The sequence below is a fragment of the Calothrix sp. FACHB-168 genome (genome assembly GCF_963889195.1).
Classification (GTDB): Bacteria; Cyanobacteriota; Cyanobacteriia; order Cyanobacteriales; family Nostocaceae; genus Aulosira; species Aulosira anomala_A.
Genome location: NZ_CAWPNJ010000074.1, coordinates 241,418 through 260,951 on the forward strand (window position 1 = coordinate 241,418; position 19,534 = coordinate 260,951).

Annotated in this window: 14 protein-coding genes; 4 read left to right on the forward strand and 10 right to left on the reverse strand. The window is 39.6% G+C overall.

What is annotated here, in order from left to right; genetic code table 11:
* Nucleotides 1-75: 75 nt before the first annotated feature.
* The 7 genes from proC to tnpA form a co-directional block, all read right to left on the reverse strand.
* Entirely contained in the window at nucleotides 76-897 is an 822-nt protein-coding gene (gene proC, locus AACW45_RS34300; protein ID WP_190630323.1) for a pyrroline-5-carboxylate reductase, read from the reverse strand.
* Nucleotides 898-1,076: 179 nt separating this feature from the next.
* Nucleotides 1,077-1,664: a cell division protein SepF gene (locus AACW45_RS34305; RefSeq protein WP_190630325.1), complete on the reverse strand. Its 588-nt coding sequence runs from the start codon at nucleotides 1,662-1,664 to the stop codon at nucleotides 1,077-1,079.
* Nucleotides 1,665-2,013: 349 nt separating this feature from the next.
* On the reverse strand, nucleotides 2,014-2,694 hold the full coding sequence (locus AACW45_RS34310) for a YggS family pyridoxal phosphate-dependent enzyme (protein WP_190630327.1): 681 nt from the start codon (nucleotides 2,692-2,694) through the stop codon (nucleotides 2,014-2,016).
* The gene (pipX, locus tag AACW45_RS34315; protein WP_096645455.1) at nucleotides 2,691-2,969 is read right to left on the reverse strand and encodes a transcriptional coactivator PipX; all 279 of its coding nucleotides are present in this window, start codon (nucleotides 2,967-2,969) and stop codon (nucleotides 2,691-2,693) included. Before pipX ends, AACW45_RS34310 begins: the two co-directional genes overlap by 4 nt.
* 802 nt (nucleotides 2,970-3,771) lie before the next feature.
* Entirely contained in the window at nucleotides 3,772-4,701 is a 930-nt protein-coding gene (locus AACW45_RS34320) for an energy-coupling factor transporter transmembrane component T family protein (RefSeq protein ID WP_190630329.1), read from the reverse strand.
* 192 nt (nucleotides 4,702-4,893) lie between these two features.
* Nucleotides 4,894-6,255, reverse strand: coding sequence for a ribosome biogenesis GTPase Der (gene der / locus AACW45_RS34325; RefSeq protein WP_190630331.1), 1,362 nt, complete (start codon nucleotides 6,253-6,255; stop codon nucleotides 4,894-4,896).
* A 203-nt stretch (nucleotides 6,256-6,458) separates the two neighbouring features.
* Nucleotides 6,459-6,902 (reverse strand): IS200/IS605 family transposase, encoded by a 444-nt coding sequence (gene tnpA / locus AACW45_RS34330; RefSeq protein WP_190630333.1) that lies wholly within the window; start codon nucleotides 6,900-6,902, stop codon nucleotides 6,459-6,461.
* Between the two features lie 227 nt (nucleotides 6,903-7,129).
* On the opposite strand from tnpA, the gene AACW45_RS34335 reads away from it, so the two are divergent.
* Complete coding sequence (locus tag AACW45_RS34335) at nucleotides 7,130-7,690, forward strand: thermonuclease family protein (RefSeq protein ID WP_190630335.1); 561 nt, start codon at nucleotides 7,130-7,132, stop codon at nucleotides 7,688-7,690.
* Between the two features lie 82 nt (nucleotides 7,691-7,772).
* On the opposite strand, the gene AACW45_RS34340 is transcribed toward AACW45_RS34335, so the two are convergent.
* From AACW45_RS34340 to AACW45_RS34350, 3 genes are all read right to left on the reverse strand, one after another.
* Nucleotides 7,773-8,477 (reverse strand): hypothetical protein, encoded by a 705-nt coding sequence (locus AACW45_RS34340; protein ID WP_190630337.1) that lies wholly within the window; start codon nucleotides 8,475-8,477, stop codon nucleotides 7,773-7,775.
* Nucleotides 8,478-9,022: 545 nt separating this feature from the next.
* Nucleotides 9,023-10,072 carry a tellurite resistance TerB family protein gene (locus tag AACW45_RS34345; protein ID WP_190630339.1) on the reverse strand — a complete coding sequence of 350 codons (1,050 nt, stop codon included), beginning with the start codon at nucleotides 10,070-10,072 and terminating at the stop codon, nucleotides 9,023-9,025.
* Nucleotides 10,073-10,361: 289 nt separating this feature from the next.
* A complete protein-coding gene (locus AACW45_RS34350) occupies nucleotides 10,362-11,582 on the reverse strand; it encodes a hypothetical protein (protein WP_190630341.1) in 1,221 nt (406 codons plus the stop codon).
* Nucleotides 11,583-11,917: 335 nt separating this feature from the next.
* Here AACW45_RS34350 and pap point away from each other — a divergent pair, with 335 nt between their 5' ends.
* The 3 genes from pap (at nucleotide 11,918) to AACW45_RS34365 (ending at nucleotide 19,415) form a co-directional block, all read left to right on the forward strand.
* Nucleotides 11,918-13,429 carry a polyphosphate:AMP phosphotransferase gene (pap, locus tag AACW45_RS34355; protein WP_190630343.1) on the forward strand — a complete coding sequence of 504 codons (1,512 nt, stop codon included), beginning with the start codon at nucleotides 11,918-11,920 and terminating at the stop codon, nucleotides 13,427-13,429.
* Nucleotides 13,430-13,902: 473 nt separating this feature from the next.
* Entirely contained in the window at nucleotides 13,903-17,235 is a 3,333-nt protein-coding gene (locus tag AACW45_RS34360; RefSeq protein ID WP_190630345.1) for a right-handed parallel beta-helix repeat-containing protein, read from the forward strand.
* Nucleotides 17,236-17,501: 266 nt separating this feature from the next.
* Nucleotides 17,502-19,415, forward strand: a complete 1,914-nt coding sequence (locus tag AACW45_RS34365) for an alpha-amylase family glycosyl hydrolase (protein WP_190630347.1) — start codon at nucleotides 17,502-17,504, stop codon at nucleotides 19,413-19,415.
* Nucleotides 19,416-19,534 lie beyond the last annotated feature (119 nt).

Below are 19,534 nucleotides of genomic sequence, written 5' to 3' on the forward strand. Positions count from 1 at the left end.
GCCACTCGCCTCAAGCCGGGAAACCCGTCCACGGCGGTGGCTCCCCAACCTACATTGAAGTCTAGCCCCTAGCCCCTACTTCCCCAATTCTTGCGATCGCTCTGTGGCGGCTTTGACTGCTTGAATTAAAGCGGAGCGAAAGGCGGCTTTTTCTAGTTGGGTAATACCGGCAATAGTTGTACCTCCGGGGCTGGTGACTCTGTCTTTGAGTTCTGCGGGGTGCATTTTGCTTTCATGGAGGAGTGTGGCTGTTCCTAAGACGGTTTGTAGGGCGAGTTGGTTTGCGATCGCTCTTGGTAAACCTGCGGCTACTCCCCCATCTGCTAATGCTTCTACCATCAAGGCTACATAAGCCGGGCCGCTTCCCGAAAGTCCTGTGACTGCATCCATTAAGCCTTCGGCTACTTCTACAACTTCGCCAACTGCGGTAAAAATTTGCTGGGCTATTTGCTGGTGTTTTACCGTTGTGTACGCACCTAAGCAAATGGCTGTCATTCCTGCACCAACGGTAGCAGGTGTATTTGGCATAGCGCGAATTACTGGTAATTGGGGAAATGCCGCTTCTAGCTGATTTAAAGTCACACCCGCTAAAATTGAAATGACTAGAGGTGAGTTTTCTTTGATAGTTATCTCAATTATTTCTGCTAATTCTTGAGCGATCGCGCTAAATACCTGGGGCTTAACTGCTAACAATACAACTTCCCGACTCTGCGCCAAAACCAGGCGATTATCGGCAGTCACGCTTACATCATATTGCTGCTGGAAAAAATTTTGTCTTGCCGGCTGGGGTTCGCTGACGATAACTTCTGATGGTTGATAAACTCCACGCGCAATAAGGCGGGATAACAGCGCTTCTCCCATTACCCCACCACCTATTAAGCCAAATTTAGTAGTCATTAATTAGTCATTAGTCAATTGTCAAGAGTCAATGGTCAAGGGTTAAGGGTCAATTGTCAATCGTTAAGATTGATTACCTCTGAATTGCGACTTAGGGAAAATCGAACGATGATTGCTGATTTAACTGTCACGGAGCCGAAATTGTGACTATTGACTTTAGACTATTGACTAATTTAAATTTACTGTGCTGCCATCCGGTTAGCTTCAGTTCCCCATGTTGGTGTTGTATTTGTGGTACGGGGACGGGCTGGGGGTTGTGGTACTTCATGAATAACTCCACCATGAGTGCTAACTTGCACGCAGCTGGGTGTAAATAAAAATATGCTTTCGCCAATTCGCTCTTGATGCCCATCTAATGCGTAAGTACCACCTGCAACAAAATCTACTGCCCGTTGAGCTTGATCCGGGTCCATAATTGTTAAATTTAATACCACTGATTTGCGCTCACGCAAAGCTTGAATCGCCTGGGGCATTTCTTCAAAGGTGCGTGGTTCAAGTACTAATACTTCAGAAATTCCGTTAATTGCTCCTGGCATACCGATGACATTCCCCATTGACTTTGAACCTGTTGCTACATCATTACCCATTGTAGGCATGGGTTCCCGCCAACGTCGATTCTGGGGAGTCGGTTCTGGCGGTGCTGGTTGCACATTCTCTTCTTGATAGAGATTTTGGTAGCTTTCGGTTTCTGGCTCTTCTTCGTAGTATTCGTATTCTACAGGCTCATTGAGTCCTACAAAATCTCTGAGTTTAGTAAATATGCTCATCTTCTACGCTCCTGGTGCAAATTAATTTTAATGGTTTACCTGGCGATAAATCAGTGTAGCCGAATTTTATTGCTACAAAGGGGTTTATTCAGAATTTTATTACTAGCTGTAGCTTCTATTACTGGTTTAAGTGAGGAACAGATGCTGTTGAAGTCATCTGCACGCTCCCTAGCCTTGATAATGAGTCAAGATTATATACTAATGTAATTCCGAATTAAAGTTACCTTAAGCTGATTTTTATTCAGTAAGGCTTTTGTCAAAATATATATTTTGTTACACACTGCAATATTTAAATTGAGAATTTATCTCAATAAACAAGAAATGCTGATAATACAACAGCTACAAGTTATTAATTACCCTTATCAGAGCGATCCCCGAACAAGATGGTTCCTAACCTTACCATCGTTGTACCTGCTGCTACGGCAATTTTGTAGTCACCTGACATGCCCATTGATAGGTGCTGCATGGGGATCTGCGGATAGTTCTTTTCTCTAATGGTTTTCCCCAGGATACAAGTATTATTAAATACATTAAACGTTTCCGCTTCATCTAAACCTAAAGGCGGAATTGTCATCAAACCTTGAATTTGTAAATTTTTATATTGAGCGATCGCAGGTAAATCAGTTAACAATTGGGGTACAGTCCAACCTGATTTGTTGGGATCAGGAAGAATCTTGACTTGCAAGCAAATTTGGGGATTCACACCCAACTGTGACGCTAAATTATTTAAGCGCTGTGCCAGTTGCAAATTATCGACGGAGTGAATCCATTGAAATAGTTCTAGAGCTTTTTTGGCTTTATTGCTTTGTAAATGTCCAATAAAGTGCCAGGTAATATCTGACAAGTCTTGTAACTCAGCTTGTTTGCTAGCAGCTTCTTGAATTCGGCTTTCGCCAAAATCACGAATTCCTGCGGCATAGGCGGCGCGGATCTTGTCCGCAGGAACCGTTTTACTAACAGCAATCAAGCGAACTGAATCGGGGAGGGAGGAGCGAATTTGAGTAATACGTTCGCTAATCGAACTAGTCATTGGAATGTGCGTTGGAAAACACTCTGAAGCTGATCGTACTCCTGTAACTGCCCCGTGCGACGCAAAGTCCGCAAGCGATTTTCCAACATCATTCTGGCTTCAGTGCGGCCTATAGGCTGAAATTTTATACCTTTGATGTCATTTGCTACTAAAAAAAATAAGCGTTGGGCATAAAGTGTAGTAAACAGATCCTGGGTCTCATCCACCATACAGATTCTGTAAAGTAAGCCCCAAGTCGGATGATTAATGTAAGTTTCTGCGTTTTCTGGATTCATTTAATAATCAAGGTAAGCGTCAATTGTTCTTTTCGCAGTTTTTGTACCAACATTCAGATGATGATAACTTGCTGGCGTCAGGATATTTGTCCTAAATTATGCGAAATTCAATAAGTTTTGCTGTTGAATGGCAACTGTGAAGACCTTGATCTAGTTACTCATAGAGAGATGATGCTACTAGTGGCGATTTGGTCTAGTGGAATTTGCACTTCAGGTGCTATTCAGCAATCGGCTCTGCCATCTTATTTGGAGTTAAGAACAGCAAGGTAATGCGCCGTCAGACTGGTTTTTGCATAAGCCTCTCTCTATGCTGCCATAATTTCTGTCTATTGGCGCATTATGGTCAAAGGTACAATCAGCTATTCTGCTTTTAAGTTGCACAATCCATTGTGAGGGCTGTTGACCGTTGACCGTTGACTGTTAACAGCCCTTATTAGTAGTTATGCAATTTAGATGAGCATTAGCTTATTCGTTAATTCAGCATGTCTATGTTGAGTGCCATTATTTGTGCTTGAGCTTTGTGCAGAGATTCATTTCATTCTGGCTTACGATCGCTCTTCGCGGCAAGACCTATGGGAATTTCTTATGAGGAGTAGAGGGGAAGGGAAGGGAGACAAGGGAGACAAGGGAAGGGGGACAAGGGAAGGGGGATGTGACTTGCTTTGTCTCCTCTGCTTTTTTTGCTGATACTAAAATTCCAATCTAAAACGTAATAGTAACGTTGAAACCCGCATAAGGGCGGGGAAACCCCGCCCCTACGGGAATGGGTATGATATGGCGATGGAATATTTTTGGCTTGTGGCTAAATATCTGTGCCGATCGCTAAACGCACGCCCCAAAATAAAGTTAATGTGGCAATAGCTAGCCAATCCCACCTTTTTAAGCGTAAGTCATGCCAAGGGACTCGATGCTCGTTGGGACTGGTAAAACCGCGTACCATCATTGCACTAGCCATTTGCGCGGCTCGCAGGAGGAGATTTTCTAACAAGCGCTCGGAGACAATCATCCAAACTTTGACTGCGCCTTTAATTCCTAGCTTTTTCCAATTAATCGCCCTAGTCATGACGGAGCGGATGAGGTTCTGGACTTCTTCTAAGACGAGGGGGATAAAGCGCAAGGATAAAGTTAAGGTGAGAGCAATTTCTGTTACGGGTAACTTTAGGCGTCGCAGGGGTTGCATTAAGCTTTCCATCCCGGCGGTGATTTCTTCGGGTGCGGTTGTGAGTAGATAAAGGTTAGTGCTGTAAATTACTGTAAACAAAATTGTACTTAACCGCACAGCCAAATCTAAGGAACGGCGGTTAACTTTTACAGGCCCTTGGCTAAATATGACGTATTTATATTCTTTATTCCCAAATACTGCTTTTTCATCAACTTTGGCGTTATTCGTGGTAGTTGATTGCGGGCTGAGAATTTGTTCGTTAGCTGGTAAGCGTTGTTGATAGTTGATCCCTAACCCATCTGGACTGATGGCTGCTATGGTAAAAACAAAAAAGGCTAGGACTAATAACCAGCCCATTTGTTGTTGCCATACACGGCGGGGAATTCTGGCGATGAGGGTAACTATAATTAATAGGGTTACCAAGAGTATGCGCCATTCATTCCGCGCAAAAGTATAACTTGTGAGAAAACTCATCAACCAAGCAAACTTGACTCTGGGGTCAATTTTATGCAGCCAAGTTTGCGGTTCTTCTAGGTACAGTCCTAATGGTAGCGATCGCAGTAAATCCATAGATCGGGTAAAAGTTCAAAGATAAGCTATTTTGCTTTTAAGTTGCACAATCTATTGTGAGGGCTGTTGACTGTTGACTGTTGACTGTTGACAGCCTTGATTGGTAGTTATGCAATCTAGACGAGCATTAGCTTAAAAGAAAAAGGTAACACTTATTGTCGTTTACCTTTTTACTTTTTACTTTTTACTTGATTACACGCGGGTAGCCCGGTTAACACTACCGCTTTCTACATCACGGACTTTCTTACTGCGCCACAGTAAACGAATGGGAGTACCTTTAAAGCCTAGCTGTTGACGAAATTGGCGTTCAATATAGCGGCGATAGTTGTCGTTAAAGCGTTTCGCCTCATTGACAAAAAGAGCGATCGTTGGCGGTTGGGTACTAACTTGCGTCCCATAGTAAATTTTACCTTGTCGCCCGCCCCGTGAGGTTGGTGGAGAATGCCAACTTACCGCGTCTTCGAGAACTTCGTTAATCACGGCGGTACTGACACGGCGTTTGTGGGATTCAGCCGCTTCAACTACCAATTCTAAGATTTTTTCTACTCGCTGTCCGGTTAAGGCGCTAACATAGATGGTGTCTGCCCATTCGGTAAAATGTAACCGTGATTGCAGATCTTTTTCGTAGTCATAGATAGTGTATGAGTCTTTTTCGACTGCATCCCATTTATTAACTACGACTATACAAGCTCGTCCTTCTTCAATTATTCGTCCTGCTAATTTTTGGTCTTGTTCGGTAACGCCATCTAAAGCGTCTATGACCATTAAAACCACATCAGCGCGCCGAATGGCTTTAAAAGCACGGTTAATACTAAAAAATTCTGTGCCGTAGTCGATGCTTTTCTTTTTGCGAATTCCCGCAGTGTCAATTAAGCGATAGGTTTGTCCATCCCGTTCAACTACTGTATCAATCGCGTCACGGGTTGTGCCGGAAATGGGACTAACAATTGCCCTTTCTTCTCCGACGAAAGCGTTTAATAAGCTGGATTTACCTACATTTGGTCTGCCGATAATGGCTACTTTAATTTCGTTAGTTTCCGGTACTTCTGTAACGTGGGGAATGTGCTTAATTAACTCATCAAGTAATTCGCCTGTACCGCTACCGTGAATTGCGGAAATGGGGTATGGTTCACCTAATCCTAATTCCCAAAATTCCGCCGCTTGAATTAAGCCTTGATCGGGGGATTCACATTTATTAACAGCTATTAGCACAGGTACGGGTTGTTGACGTAACCATGTGGCGATTTCTTCATCAGCCGATGAGGGGCCGAGTTGTCCATCAACTACAAAAATTGCTGCACTCGCTTCGCTGAGTGCTGTCATGGCTTGTTGACGAATCAGGGGTAGGAATTCGGTGTCATCGTTAAATACTAAGCCGCCTGTATCGACAACCACAAATTCGCGATCGCTCCAGTAAGAGGGTAAATAAGTGCGATCGCGTGTCACTCCCGGTTCATCGTGGACGATCGCCGTTTGTTCCCCGGCGAGACGATTAACCAGGGTGGATTTGCCCACATTTGGGCGTCCGATAATTGCAACAATTGGCAGTCCCATAAACTCAGGATAACGTAGAGAATTAATATATCATGTCTCTACATTTTAACTACTTTAAGTCTGGTTTTACTTTAACAAGGCTATAGGACAGTAGGCAAATTTTACCTACTATGTAGTCCGCCTGAGAATAAATTCTCAGGCTCATAGCGGAAGTTAGCTGAAGCTAACTGTGTTGCAAATATTATGAATGAGATTCATATAGTTCATGGATTGATATAAGTAGGTTTTGGTCTATCATCTTCTTGATTATGCTGTTCTAAAGATGCAATGACTGTTCCATTTAGATGATGTTCTTTTTGATTTTTTACATAAATAACGGCTTGTTCAAGTTGTTTACTTCCGAGAGAGAAAACGCCATACCCACGTTGCCAGCCAAAGGCATCTTGTGAAGGCGATGTATGATTGAGATGATGAGCGCTACTACCTTTAATCGTTTGCACAAAATCAGCAATAGAAAGTCTAGGTGGAATGGAAGCGACTAAATGAATATGGTTGTCTATGCCACCAATTGCATGGATGATGCTATCAAGTGCATCGGCTTTACCAATTATGTAATTATAAAGTTGCGTTTCCCGATTTGCTGTAATTAATGACTGACCATCTTTTGTTGCCCAAACTAGATGATAATAAAGTCGCCACAAAGCCATGATTTTTGTTTTTTATTGAGAATATCTAACATCTAGAATTCCCTAAATTATTTCTCAATCTTCTAGTCGGCTTCAGCCGAGTTTAGCTATGAGCCTGAGAATTCATTCTCAGGCGGATTGGGTCAAAAGATTACATTTCTTATAGTAATCCTAGAAAACTCTGGATCTCTGTGGATTGTTGGGAGTTTTGCTAGTATCATCCTCCAGAGAGACTTTGGTGCATGGTAATGGTGCGGATAAACAAGCAAGTATTAATTTGGTTGTGTGCGGGAATTATTATTTTAGGCTTGATGGGATGCGATCGCTTATTTCCCCCCTCTGGCGATTTGGTGGAGCGTGTCAGCGATGGTGATACCCTAACAGTAAAGGATTCTCAGGGTCAAAAGTTTAGCGTGCGCTTTGCTTGTATGGATGCGCCAGAAGTACCGCACACCAATAAGGAAAAGCAAAGTCAACGTGCTAGCGATCGCAATCAATTTACCTGGGGTGCAAAAGCTCAGGAACGCTTACAGCAGTTAGTGAAGCAAGGAGGCGATCGCGTAACTTTAACTATTACCGATAGCGATCGCTATGGTAGAAAAGTTGCTGAAGTGCGTTTAAAAGATGGTACTTTTGTTCAGCAAGTTCTCATCAAAGAAGGACTTGCAAAAGTATATCGTCCTTATTTAAATAAATGTCCGAGTAAAGATTTAGTCCAACAAGCCGAAGCCGAAGCGCAACAACAAAAGCGGGGAATTTGGGGTGATGCTCAATTTGTAAATCCTTGGGAATATCGGAGGTTAAAGTAATACCAAAACCCTAAAAAATAAGGAGTTATGCAAAACATAACTCCTTATTGATCATTAATAATTCTTCAGCTAATTTGCTCGCTTAATTGGGAGAGATTTGACTACACATTTGCAAAATGTGTCTGTCATTAGCACTAATAGACTTTAGCTGATGATAATCTTGCAAGGCGACAGAATAAGGATAAGAAGTGAAAGCATCCTCATTAATGCTAGGTATAGTACTAGTTGTAGCGACTGGATGGTAATTACTACCATCTGGGGATGCATTCACCGTCATTGCCAATTCGCCTGAGCGTTCAATTGTGCCTTGAAAACAACTAAACTCAGAGCTAGGCATATACAATGCACCTCTGACTGTAGCTTGGCGCTTTTCAAAGATGATATAACCTTGTCCTAGCTGATTTGGTTTTGGTGATTGACCATACAGATAAAGCCCATCTTCTGTGGGTAAATTACTTACTGGTAAATTTCTGACTCCGGAGGCGGATTGTTCTGCTTTAGTTACCAGCGCTGTAGTTTCGGGTGCTGCTTTTAAAGGCTCTGCTGAACCTCCCTCGGATGGTTGCTGCAAATTCTCGCTCATCCAATAATCTTTAGTTGTCTGCGCTTTCACTTCTCTGGGGTTTGGTAAAAAATAGTTTCCAGAGAGATTTTGCGAATCAATTGTGATTGGATGACTTAGTACTGATTTAATTTGTTCGCCAAACACACCAAGGGTAATTATTAAAGCTGCTGCTGGAATCACCGCTTGGCGAGAGGAACAGAACTTAGAAATATTGTTAAGCACCCGACTTCTCCTCTTACAAAACTACCTACTCTCTCAACACCTGACTTAAACTTAACTAAGTATTTATCCAGCTAGGCTCGGCCAAAGGTTTGATTTATATTGTCCAGGAAACAAAAGACCGAAAACTGAAAAATTTTATATATTTTGACATTGCCATCTTAAATTTACTGGCTTTTTGCTTTTTCCTGCTTCACCCTGTAGCCTCACCCAATCGGGTGATGTAAATCTCAGCCGCAAGATTTGTTTACTTTTGTAAATTTCAACAATTCATCACATCTGACTCGAACCATCTAACCTTTATCCTATAACTTTGCTGTCGGTATAGGTAACTACAATAGCTCAGTTTGCTATTACGGAAAAGTCCTGAAAATTTTTAAATTTTTTTTTAAATCAATAAAAGCCTGTCGGGGTAAGGTTTTATGGCTTTTGCCGATTATTTCAGCAGACTGAGAAGTATTCTAATCATCAAGTTATTAGCTACATCATTCTTTGGGGTGAGAAAACCCCACCCCTAGAAGTTGGGAGAATTGATTTTTTGGTACGGCTTAACTGAACTGTATACTTTTGACAAAATCTAAAATCTTGTTTTTTAGTATCTCAGCTTCTTGTTCTACTGTTCCTGGCTTGTCACCGTTAAAAAAGCTGCGCTGATTACTAACTATGTATAAAAAGTCAGTATTAATAAAGGTTAATAAACCTCGGTACGCATCTAATCTTTTTGCGTTGCCATTATATTCTTGTTTAGAAATTGTTGACCCTTGGGGCATATCCACCAATACATAGTAAGCTCCATTTAGGGTATTTTCTAAATATTCGCCATACCTAACTTCAGCATTGGGTACATGGGCAAAAATAGCCTGGGGTACATAGCGATCGACTAAAATCGATTGCAGATATTCTTCTAGTCCCAAGGATTCAATTTCTTCTTCATGTTCGGGGGGAATGGGATAATAATCGATTCTGACTAAACTACCAATATCATCAGTAAAGCCAACTACTCCTTCTTGGCTTTGAATTTTACCACCATCCTCGGCAGTCACAGGAATGGGAACGGAAAAGTTTGCTAAAGGCGAGCTATATACTGTGTCACCATAGTCTTGGACTAAGATAATTTCTACGTCATCATCTGCAAAGTTGCCATTTTCTGCTTCTTCAATTGCTGCAATGATTTCTTGAACTATTTCTTCGGCTTCTTCATCTTCTATATCTAAAGCCTTTTGTAAATGTTGCAAAAATGGCTCTTTATCGCTGGCGATGGTTAAATCTTCATCTAACAGGACGATCGCGCCTGCTGCGTAAGCATCTAATACTACCTCATCATTGAGGGCAGCACTAGCGGTGTTAAATAAAGCACCGAGTCCATCAGCTTGAGCAATATCGATCAACCGATAAACTATTTCGGTGATTTCTTCTTCTGAATATTCGTCAAAGACCTCAAAGTCCCACAGTACGGTAGCTAAGGCTTCTGCGTCTACTTCTTCGATGGAAGAATCAGCGATCGCGCTAATAACTGCGATCGCTGCTACTCCTTCCTCTGGACTCAAAAATTCTTCTGTCGTCTGTTTTGAGTCAAAAATGCGATCGTACTTGCTCATACTTGCTACCTCCTAAAAAATGGCTGGTTGAGCATAGCCCAACCGATGCTGATAGAGAATCGTGCAAGTCTCAGTTTAGCAATGTAGCGAATCTGTGCTGCAAAAGATTCGTGAATTGGTCAATGGTCAATGGTCAATGGTCAATGGTCAATGGTCAATGGTCAATGGTCAATGGTCAATGGTCAATGGTCAATAGTCAATGGTCAATGGTCAATAGTTAATGCTTAGTGGTTATGAGTTAAGAGTTATTACTCTACTGAACTATTGACTCTGGACTATTGACTATTGACTAATAAAGAAAATATTCAGCAATACTTTTATAAAACTTCATATCAGTCCAGTAGCCTAAATGTCCTGAAGCACCCCAGGAAGTTTTATAGGTCATTTCTTCATTAATGAGATTTTCGTAGTAATCTAGGTGACCGCTTATGGGGTCTTCTAGGTGATAATAATTTATCCAGGAAATATGCTCTAGTTGACAAACTACGGGATTTTTACCTAAATAATTGCTAGTGCTTTTTGTGACTAATTCTGGTTTGATGCGGAAGGAATTGAGGTGTTCGATAATTCTGCGGCGAATATATTGCTGTTCTTGAGCGACATTACGGAAGAAAAAGGCGATTTTATCTAACGGGGAACCAAAGGTGACTAATCCTTTGAGTTTGTCAATATCCATACTTTTACCCAAGTCCCCAGCAAGGGTAGATTCTATACAAAGCTGGTTTAATGTATCGTAGGCTATACAACTACCTAGTGAATGTCCCACGATAATTACTTGGTCGTACTTGGCTTGTGGGTCTTTAATAATTTGTTGCAGTAAAGTTAAGCATTCTGTAATTACCTGTTGGCGGATTTTTTGGTAAGGTGATTTGGGGTCGGTTTTGGTGTAGATGGCGACATCACCAACAAAATTAATTAATAAGGGAACGATTAACTTTTTACTGAGTTTCCAGGCTGATTGCAGATAACGTCCTTTAAGAAAGGGGCCTGCAATTAATAAAGCAACTAAAATTAATAGTCTTAATATAGGGTAAATAAAGTTAAATATTCGTAAAAATATAGTAAGCGATCGCAAGCGGAATTTAAACCAGCCTTGGCGATGGCGATTTTCCAGCAAATTATTTAATAAATCTCCATTTTCTGTGCGGTTATAAAACTCAATTGTACCGTCCAGTGTCTGCTCTGCCCATTGTAATATTTCTGGCACAGAAATTTTATTTTCCGTATCCGGTGCCCAATAATATTCATGAATATCTATTAATCCTGGTTGTGTAGCATCCTGTGGGCTTAATCTGACAAAGCTTTCTATCCACCGCCCACCATTAGCAAATTCACGCCTAGCGATATGATGTTCTAAATCCGTTGGTAATTTTTCTTGTTCAAAATATTTAATGAAATTTTGGGCGAAATAGTCTAAAGTTTCATAGGGATTTTGTTGCCCAATTCCGTGGATGAGTAAAAAAGCTGTGCGCCCTTGGGGAAACCGGATATTACTGGGTGTTTGGCTCATCTATATTTTACCATTTTTCTTGTAAATTATGGGGATGTTTCGCAGATTGTAATATTGACGAAAGTGGAATTCTTGCCCTTTTGGCGAGAAAGACAACTGCTATTTATACTGTCACGAGCTAGCAGCTAAATTCCTAAAATCTATGTAAATAAGTTTATATTTACTTAGCTGTTTGTCAGCATCGCTAGAGTTTTCAGCATATTATTTATACTTCAGCAATCAGCTATTGTGCATTGACGGTTGACGGTTGACGGTTGACTGTTGACTGTTGACTGTCATGATTAGTAGTTATGCAATTTAGACACGCATTAGTTTGGTAATAGTTAACACTTTTTATGCTAGATACTTTAGATTTAAGCTTAAACTTAGACAAAGCAACCTATAAATCTGAGATTGATAGGTTAATGCATCAACTGCGATCGCTACAAACCGCCTGTTGGGAAAAGAAGTTACCTGTAATTGTGGTTTTGGAAGGTTGGGCTGCTTCTGGGAAAGGTGGCTTAGTTAAACAAATGGTATCTTATATTGACCCCAGAGGATTTAAAGTACATCCTATCTGGGCGGCGACACCAGAGGAACGCCAATATCCTTTTTTGTGGCGATTTTGGGATAAATTACCCGCAAAAGGGGTAATTAGTATTTTTTATCACAGTTGGTATACTCATGTTTTAGAAGATCGTTTATTTGAGCGAGTATCTAACGCCCAAATTCCGTTACTAATGGGACAAATTAATTCATTTGAGCGCCAGTTGGTAGATGATGGAGTTGCGATCGCAAAATTTTGGTTGCATTTAAGTCGCAAAGAATTGAAAAGTCGCCTCAAAGAATATGCTAAAGATCCCCTCACAGCTTGGCGGGTGCGTAAAGAAGACTGGCAGCAAGAAAAGCATTACGATCGCTATAGGGCTTATGCTGAAGATATGTTAGCGCAAACGAGTACTGGTAGCGCCCCTTGGACTTTAGTGGAAGGTGATTCACAACGCTGGGCGAGGGTAAAGGTATTAACCCATTTAGCCGCAACTCTAACTGCGGCTTTAGATAGACAAAAAATTCAACTTCCTACCCCAATTATTCCACCCCAAGCTCATTTAGAACCTACAGAACCAGATTATTTAGCCCAGGTTGATTTAAGTCAAAGTCTCTCAGAAATAGATTACGATGAGCAATTAGCAAAAGAACAAATTCAACTGCGTCAATTACAATTAAGCATCCACAAACATCACATACCTGTATTAGTTTTATTTGAAGGTTGGGATGCAGCAGGGAAAGGTGGGGCGATTAAACGACTAACAGATATTCTCGATCCCCGGAGTTACTTTGTCTTTCCCTTTGCTGCACCTTCAGATGAAGAAAAAGCCCATCATTATTTATGGCGATTTTGGCGCAGATTACCCACTACAGGCACAATTGGCATTTTTGATCGTTCTTGGTACGGGCGGGTATTAGTGGAACGTGTGGAAGGCTTTGCAGCAGAAGTAGAATGGCGCAGGGCTTATCAAGAAATTAATGAATTTGAAGCGCAATTAACTACTGCTGGTTACGTCTTAGTTAAATTTTGGCTGCATATTAGTCCAGAAGAACAACTTAACCGCTTTACTGAACGCCAAAATGATTTATTTAAACAGTACAAACTCACCGATGAAGATTGGCGAAATCGGGAAAAATGGCCTTATTACGAAGTTGCTGTGAATCAAATGATTCAACGCACCACTACGCCAAATGCGCCTTGGACAATTGTTGCGGCTAATGATAAATATTTCGCTAGAGTTAAAGTAATTGAAACTGTAGTTGATGCGATTCAAGCAGAAATTAAGCGGCGTAAAAAAGGCAATCGGTTATTGTTTTAACATTTTTAGTTCTGGGAGAATGCGATCGCTGTTTTGAATAGTAGACATAGGCGCGAAAATGAATGTAGAGACGTTATACCAATTGGAAAAAAGAATGCAACAGATTGTAGGGGCACTGGCACTGCCATGCCCTCTAGAATATTTTGATGTGTTGCAAAGATTATTTGAATTGGTATTACATGTAACGTCTCTACAAGGATGTAGGGTAACGCATCATCATATTAAATAGCGATCGCGTCATGTCGGCTTGTCTTGAAATTAATTTTTCTCAAATCCGGAATATCTCATAGCCAATTTGTATCAAAATTGAAATGCAAGCGTCTTCTTAACCAGTTATTCCCCTGGACTTCTCTGGTCAAAATTTTCGTGGGCGTTCCCTTTTGTCAGTTGAAATAAAAGTGGTATTGTGCTGCCAGCAAAAGAGACTTGGGTTGTTTTAAGCTTATATATATTACTACGCTTAAAAAAATCCTATGTTCTTTTTTCGCTCAAAAAAGCTTATTGTTTCTCAGGGAGAATTAGGATGCTACCAAAGTATAAGCGAAGCAATTAATGATGCTTCCCCGGATGCAACTATTTTGGTTCGTTGTGGTAATTATCAAGAAAGTATTATTATTGACAAGCCTTTAACTATTATCGGTGATGGACTTCAAAGAGATATTGTTCTCACAGGGACTGACAAGAACTGTATAACAATACAAACGCATCTATCTAAAATAAAAAATTTAACTATAAGGCATCCATTCAGCTATGGTAATGCTGTGTATATCCCTCAAGGGGAATTGATGCTAGAAGATTGTGAAATAACGTCAGAGTGGGTAGGTGTTTTTATTCAAGGTCAAAAAACTAACCCTACAATTCGGCAATGCAAAATTAATGGTGGGTTATGTTTTGGAAACCAAACTCAAGGCATTGTTGAAGGTTGTGATATTACTACTAATAATCATCCAGGAGTAACTATTGGGGAAAATGCTAACCCAATAATTAGTGGATGTAACATACATGATTGTATAAAAAATGGTATTTGGTTAACAGACAAAGCTTTAGGTGTTATTGAGGATTGCGATATTTTTGCCAATGCTCATTCGTGTATATATATTGAAAATGAGGCTAATCCGATAGTAAGGCGATGCAAAATTCATGATGGACAAAGTTGCGGAGTTTGGGTGACACATAAGGGATTCGGAGTAATAGAAGACTGTGATATTTTTGCGAATAATAAAGCAGGTATATACATTGATAATAGAGGTAATCCTACGATTCGTAAATGCCAAATACATGATGGGCAAAGTACTGGAATTCGGGTTACAGATAAAGGTCAAGGCACAATAGAAGACTGTGATATTTTTGCAAATGCTAATCCAGGTATATCCATTGATTATGAAAGTAATCCTACAATTCGTAAATGCCAAATACATGATGGTAAAAGTAATGGAATTATCGTTACAGATAAAGGTCAAGGCACAATAGAAGACTGTGATATTTTTGCAAATGCACATACAGGTATATACATTGATAATCAAAGTAATTCTACGATTCGTAAATGCCAAATCCATGATGGTAAAAGTAATGGAATTCGGGTTACAAATAAAAGTCAAGGCACAATAGAAGACTGTGATATTTTTGCGAATACTAATCCAGGTATATACATTGATAATGGAGGTAATCCCACGATTCGTAAATGCCAAATCCATGATGGTAAAAGTAATGGAATTTCGATAAAGAATAAAGGTCAAGGCACAATAGAAGACTGTGATATTTTTGCAAATGCACATACAGGTATATACATTGATAATGGAAATATTTCTACGATTCGTAAATGCCAAATCCATGATGGTAAAAGTAATGGAATTCGGGTTACAGATAAAGGTCAAGGCACAATAGAAAACTGTGATATTTTTGCTAATACTAATCCAGGTATATACATTGATAATGGAGGTAATCCCACGATTCATAAATGCCAAATCCATGATGGGCAAGGTAATGGAATTCGGATTACAGATAAAGGTCAAGGCACAATAGAAGACTGTGATATTTTTGCTAATACTAATCCAGGTATATCAATTGATGATGGAGGTAATCCTACGATTCGTAAATGCCAAATATATGATGGTAAAAGTAATGGAATTATCGTTACAGATAAAGGTCAAGGCACAATAGAAGACTGTGATATTTTTGCAAATGCTTATCCAGGTATATTTATTGATAATAGAAGTAATCCTACAATTCGCAAATGCCAAATACATGATGGTCAAACTAATGGAATTATCGTTACAAATAAAGGTCAAGGTACAATAGAAGACTGTGATATTTTTGCGAATGCTTATCCAGGTATATTGATTGATGATGGAAGTAATCCTACGATTTGTAAATGCCAAATACATGATGGGCAAGGTGTTGGAATTCGGGTTACAGATAATGGCCAAGGCACAATAGAAAATTGTGATATTTTTGCGAATATTAAAGCAAATATATTGATTGATAATGGAAGTAATCCTACGATTCGTAAATGCCAAATCCATGATGGGCAAGGTAGTGGAATTAGGTTAAATAATAAAGGTCAAGGCACAATAGAAGAATGTGATATTTTTGCTAATGCTTCTCAAGGTATATACATTTATAATGCAAGTAATCCTACGATTCGTAAATGCCAAATACATGATGGTCAAGGTGTTGGAATTCGGGTTACAGATAATGGGCAAGGCGCAATAGAAAACTGTGCTATTTTTGCTAATGCAAGTATAGGAATATATCTTAATGAGAAAAGTAATCTCAAAGTTAATAACTGTTATGTTTTTGATAACAAGCGACAAGATTGGTACATAGCTGATGATTGTATTGTGATTGGAGACATAAAAAAGAAAGAAAACAAAAATTTAAAAAATGACACCATATCTGATAATGATTCATTTGAAAAAAGTAAAAAAGAGTTGACAAAAAAATCAAAAGAGCAAAATAGTAATAGAACTTTTAAATCTCACAACAGCCGCCTAGAATTATTACGAAACCAATTAGAAAGTATGATTGGTTTAGACTCAGTAAAAGAAGCAGTCTTAGAAATTGTTGATACGGAAATTGCCAATCAACGTTTGAAAAAAGAAGGACATGAAGTTGAAGAATCGGAAACTAGACACATGCTTTTTTCTGGCAATCCTGGAACAGGAAAAACTACGATTGCTCGCTTAATAGGAGAAATATTTAAAGAACTAGGAATTTTACAAAAAGGAGAATTTATAGAAGTTCAACGTGATTCTTTAGTTGCTATATATTTAGGACAGACAGCATCAAAAACAACTGAATTAGTTGAATCTGCTTTAGATAGTGTTTTATTTATTGATGAAGCTTATTCTTTAGCAAATGGTCACCATGATGAGTATGGAAGAGAAGCAATAAATACTCTTGTTGCCTTAATGGAAAATTATCGGCATCGTCTAGTTGTGATTTTTGCTGGATATTCCAATGAGATGAAAAGCTTTCTTAATAGTAATTCTGGCTTAAAATCTCGTATTGCTTTTCATATAGATTTTCCTGACTATACAGGTGAGGAAATGCACTCTATTTTCCTGACAATGTGCAATAACAAAAAACCTGGATGGATATGTCCTGAAAATGTATCAGAACGCTTAAAAACAATATTCATCAATATGTATGAAAATCGAGGAAATAACTTTGCTAATGGTCGGGATGTACGCAATATTTTTGAAAAAATGGTGCGACGAATTAAAACCCGTATTGTGAGAGAAAATCTCTCTGGTGAATCAATGCGGACATTTAGTTTAAATGATATTCCACCTGAATTTCAATAAATTTATTATTCCAGGGTAAGCTCATTTTATTTGACAGATCCAAACCTTAAAACCTATACCAAATATATATTTTTGAATTTTGAATTGCTATTCCCCTTTCTGGTGAATTCAAGCAATATATCTAAAGAATGAGGCTGACACTAGCTTGAGATAGATGCCTGGAACAAAAAAATAATTAGATAATACCCATGTTTGCAGTCAATAACTTGGTGCAAAGCTTTTATTCCCCAGACTGCAAACTTGTAAAATCCAGGAATTTAAATATCATGGTACAGACTCCCCCATCTCAATTTTCTCCAGAACAATATAAGGTTGATGCGCCGAATCAAGAAGTAGAAAATATTGTCAAATCGCCAGCATCAGAAACAGATATTAATTTAGAATTTCTCTACACTAGAGATATTGAATTTCGCCAGGAAACTATTTACTTTATTGTGGTGGATCGCTTTTATGATGGCGATCCCGATAATAGTGAAGGGATTAATTCAGAACTTTACGATCCTACAGGTAAAGATTGGGGTAAGTACTGGGGTGGTGATTTACAGGGCGTAATTGATAAATTAGATTATTTAAAAAATATGGGAGTAACGGCTATTTGGCTAACTCCTTTGTTTGAGCAAGTTGAAGAGTTATTTGTGGGTAATGCGGCGATTCATGGTTATTGGACAAAAGATTTTAAGCGCATCAATCCCCGGTTTATTGCTGAGGGCGAAAATCCTTCTTTAAACGCTACTCAAGATACAAAAAATACTACTTTCGATCGCTTGATTGCAGAAATGCACAAGCGCAATATGAAGTTAATTCTTGATATTGTTTGCAACCATAGTACCCCAGATACTAGTGGTAGCAAAGGTGAATTATATGATGATGGGGTAAAAATTGCTGACTTTCATAATGATGTGAATAATTGGTATCATCACTACGGTGTAGTGGAAAATTGGGAAGATGAATGGCAAGTCCAGAATTGTGAATTAGCTGGGTTAGCAACTTTCAATGAAAATAATAGCGAATATCGTCAGTATATTAAATCGGCAATTAAACAATGGCTAGACAGGGGTGTAGATGCGCTACGGGTAGATACTGTCAAGCATATGCCGATTTGGTTCTGGCAAGAATTTACTGGTGACATGTATAATCATAAGCCAGATGTGTTTATTTTTGGTGAATGGATCTATAGCAATCCCAGTGACGATCGCTCTGTAGAATTTGCCAATCATTCGGGGATGACAATTTTAGACTTTGGCTTGTGTGTGGCGATTAGAGCTGCATTGGCTCAAGGTTCGGAAAACGGCTTTCATACAATTCAATATATCTTTGACCAAGATCATCGCTATAATGGCGCGACAGAGTTAGTTACTTTTATCGATAACCACGATATGTCTCGCTTTCAATCGCTGAACCCCGATCCGGCGATGTTAAAAGTAGCGATCGCTTTAATTATGACTTGTCGCGGTATTCCTTGCATCTATTACGGCACTGAACAATATCTTCACGATGATACCGATGGCGGTAACGATCCATACAATCGCCCCATGATGGATAATTGGGATATTGAGACGGAAATTTATCGTTATGTCAGATTATTATCTGGTTTACGACGATTAAATCCAGCCGTATCTATGGGTAGTCACTGGCAAAAATATTTAACTGAGGATGTTTATTGCTACCTACGCCGTTATCGCGATTCTTTGTGTTTTGTGGCGTTAAATCGCGGGGGAGAAGTTAATTTAACGGAAGTAGAAACAGAACTACCAGATGGCGAACATACTTGTATCATCACTCGTCAGAAGTATGAAGTTAAAGACGGCAAAATTCACAACCTCACACTTGCAGAACGGGGAGTGATTGTTTTTAGTCATGTCGGCGAAAGAATTAAAGGGCAGACAATTGTGCGGGTACAATTAAACGGTGTACAAACTCAACCAGGTGAAACCGTTGTTGTGACTGGCGACTGTCCAGAGTTGGGTAATTGGGATATTAGCAAGGCTTACCCTTTGGATTATATTAACACAAATACCTGGTTTGGCGAAATTCCGTTTAACGAGACTGCGGGTAAGTTAATTAATTATAAATATGCTATTTGGCGCGAAGGGCGATCGCCTTTACGAGAAAATAGCGTACCTCGGCGCTGGGTAGTTGCCAAAGAAGGTACTGTGAAGTGGCGCGATATGTGGGCTTAATTTCTTAGGTTCTTTGACGCTCCGCCTGAAAATGTGTTAACGGACTTCCAAGAAATAAATTATCCAATCTTGTGGGGTGGGCATCTTGCCCGCCTTTGACTATGGGCGGGCAAGATGCC